The 2,717-nt window shown below is 69.8% G+C and carries 3 protein-coding genes and 2 pseudogenes; 2 read left to right on the plus strand and 3 right to left on the minus strand.

Annotation, left to right across the window (positions count from 1 at the left end; genetic code table 11):
- Both ACKOQ4_RS04765 and ACKOQ4_RS04770 read left to right on the plus strand, forming a co-directional pair.
- Positions 1-323, plus strand: a pseudogene (locus ACKOQ4_RS04765) (fatty-acid--CoA ligase); the annotation flags it as partial.
- A gap of 37 nt (positions 324-360) precedes the next feature.
- Complete coding sequence (locus ACKOQ4_RS04770) at positions 361-1,323, plus strand: tocopherol cyclase family protein (RefSeq protein ID WP_526289356.1); 963 nt, start codon at positions 361-363, stop codon at positions 1,321-1,323.
- A gap of 8 nt (positions 1,324-1,331) precedes the next feature.
- On the opposite strand, the gene ACKOQ4_RS04775 is transcribed toward ACKOQ4_RS04770, so the two are convergent.
- The 3 genes and pseudogenes from ACKOQ4_RS04775 to ACKOQ4_RS04785 form a co-directional block, all read right to left on the minus strand.
- Entirely contained in the window at positions 1,332-1,925 is a 594-nt protein-coding gene (locus tag ACKOQ4_RS04775) for an FKBP-type peptidyl-prolyl cis-trans isomerase (RefSeq protein WP_526289358.1), read from the minus strand.
- Between the two features lie 85 nt (positions 1,926-2,010).
- On the minus strand, positions 2,011-2,547 hold the full coding sequence (locus ACKOQ4_RS04780) for a TIGR02444 family protein (protein ID WP_526289360.1): 537 nt from the start codon (positions 2,545-2,547) through the stop codon (positions 2,011-2,013).
- Positions 2,532-2,717: pseudogene (locus ACKOQ4_RS04785) on the minus strand (UbiX family flavin prenyltransferase); the annotation flags it as partial. The gene ACKOQ4_RS04780 and the pseudogene ACKOQ4_RS04785, both read right to left, overlap by 16 nt.

A 2,717-nucleotide genomic window follows, 5' to 3' on the forward strand; every position in this document is an offset into this window, starting at 1 on the left:
ACTTCTACCCGCAGGAGATCGAGGCGACCGTGGCCGCCGCCTCGGGCCTGGTCCGCCGCGGCTACGTGGCGGCATTCAGCGCCCCGGATGCGCAGGGCGAGGATCAGCTGGTGGTCGTCGCCGAAAGGGCAACCGGGACAAGCCGTTCCGATCCGGGGCCGGCGATCGCGGCCATTCGCGCGGCCGTGGCCGGACGGCACGGCGTCACCCCGGGGGATATCCGCGTCCTGCCCGCCGGGGCGATACCGAGAACCACCAGCGGCAAACTGGCCCGTCGCGCCACCCGGACGGAGTACCTGGACGGCCAACTCCGGCAGCGATAGCCGAACACAGGGCCGCGCGCACGGATAGGTTTGGCAGATGGCTTCCAGTCCGATCGAGTTGTACCGCCGCACCGGCGCCGACGTCCCGTTCGGCAACCCGCTGCCGTCGCACGGCACCGAGATGGAGGGATGGTTCTGGCGGATCTCCGACGAGGCCAGCGGGCGCGCGCTGATCGCCCTGTGCAGCGTGAACCGCCATCCCGGCGGCGACTGGTCGACGACAGCGGTCGCGGTGCATCCGGGGCTGGTGGTGCGTTCAGCGGCGCTGTCGGGTGCCCGCGCGCAGTACCGCCCGTTCAGCGTGACGGCCGGCGACGAGGCCGGCAGTTTCACCGTCGGCGCCGACCGGGTGCGGTTCGCACTCGGCGACCTGCGACTGGACATGGAGTTCGGCGACCGGGTGCTGTGGCCCAAGGCGTTCGGCGGCGGCGGGGTGTTCTCGGCGATCCCGTTCCTCAACCAGTACTGGCATCCCTACTACCTCGGCGGGCGGGCCAGCGGCACGGTGGAATACGCGGGGGAGAGCTGGACCTTCCAGGAAGCGAAGCTGTACGCGGAACGTAACTGGGGCAAGGGTTTTCCGCTGCGCTGGTGGTGGGGTCAGGCGCACGACTTCGGTGACGCCGATGTCTGTGTGGCCTTCTCCGGCGGGTTGCTCTCGCTCGGGCCGATCGCGCGCGACGTCAACGGGATCGTGGTCCGGGTAGGCACCAAAGTCATCCGGATGACCCCGCCGGTGCTGGTGCGCTCGCAGGTGGGGGACAACCAGTGGATGCTGCGCGGGCGCTCTCCGCGTTACGAGATCGAGTTGCAGGGCGACGGGCGCCACCTGCCTCCGCACGTCCTCCCGGTGCCGTTGCCGGCCGAGCGCCGCAACATCGACACCGATTTCGAGCACCTCGGCGGCCGGTTGCGGTGCACGGTCCGCGAACGGGGCCGGCTGCTGTTCGAGGGCACCTCGGAGTTGGCCGGCCTGGAGGTGGGCAGCCGGCCCGAGTGAACCGCGGGCTAGCCCGAGGCGGCCAGGATCTTGATGGCGAAGACCAGGGTGTCGCCGGGCTGGATCCCGGCCCGCGGTTCGCCGTTGGGGTAACCGTCGGCCGAGGTCATCGCGACGGCGACGGTGGAGCCGACCTTCTGCCCGGCGATGGCCTTCTGGAAACCCGGCACGACGCGGTTGAGTGCGAACTCCACCGGCGCGCCGCGCTGGTAGCTGCTGTCGAACACCGAACCGTCGCGCCCGTCGACGCCCATGTAGCAGACCGTCACCGTCGCGGTGTCGGCGACCACGGGGCCGTCACCGGCCTTGAGCGTCTGCACCTGCGTCTCGGTGACGGCGAACGGCGTCGTCAACGTCACCAGGGGGGCCGCGGTGTCGGTGGATCCGGTGACCGCGACGCCGCCGGTGGCACCGGACAGCGTCCACTCCGCCGGGGTTCCGTCGGGTGGGGGTGCGGTCGGGCATGCGCTGGCCGGGGCGGCTGTCGTGGAGGGGGTATCCGCGGCGGAGGTGTTCGTGGTGGAGCCACACGCGGCCAGTGCCGTAGCCAGCGACGCGGCAGCGGCCACCAGGGCCAGGGGAATCACACGGGATGAGGTCACGGGCGGTAACGCTACCGCCCGGGAAGCGGAATCCGTGATGCGCACACCCTGCATGTTCGAATTGGTCCTATCGCCTCGTTGTTCCCTAACCTGCGGCGCTGGCAATCGTCTCGATCGCTTGGCGGTCCAGACCATCGACGGCGGCCTGGCCGCTCGCCTGGAGGACCGTTTCAATCGCCGCCGCCGCGGACTGCGCGGCGCTGCCGGACGCGGGCACGGACTCCCAGCCGGCGAGCAGCGCGTCGAGTTCGTCCAGCTCGATCAGTTCGGCTTCGATCACGACTTGCTGGATCCAGCGGCGCAGGTGCGCGGTGATCCCGTCGGGCGCGGGCGGGGGACCGGACTTGAGTCGTTTCCGTACCGCGCGCAACGGCCGGACAACCTCCTGATGCCAAGCGCCCACCCGGTCCCGGGCCGCCTGGAGATTCGACAAGGTCAATCTCTCGCCTCGCCCGGCACCGACGAACGCCGCGAACAGGACGAGATTGACATCCAGATCGTGCCGGTCCTGCAGATGTCGGCATGCCTCGGGCACGCCGTCGCGGGCATAGAGTGCCAGCGCGAATCGCTTGAGGGACCCCGGAGGGTCGTCCGTCGTCGGCAGCGTTATCGCCCCTCCCAGCGGCGGTACAACTCATGGGAGATCCCGAACTGGTCGAGGAGCTTGCCGACGGTCTGGTTGAGCAGATCCTCGATGGTTTCGGGTTGGTGGTAGAAAGCCGGCGCAGGCGGCATGACCGTCGCTCCGGCGAGTGTGACGGTCTCCATGTTGCGAATATGGATCAGAGACAA

It is taken from the genome of Mycobacterium sp. (assembly GCF_046095365.1).
Classification (GTDB): domain Bacteria; phylum Actinomycetota; class Actinomycetes; order Mycobacteriales; family Mycobacteriaceae; genus Mycobacterium.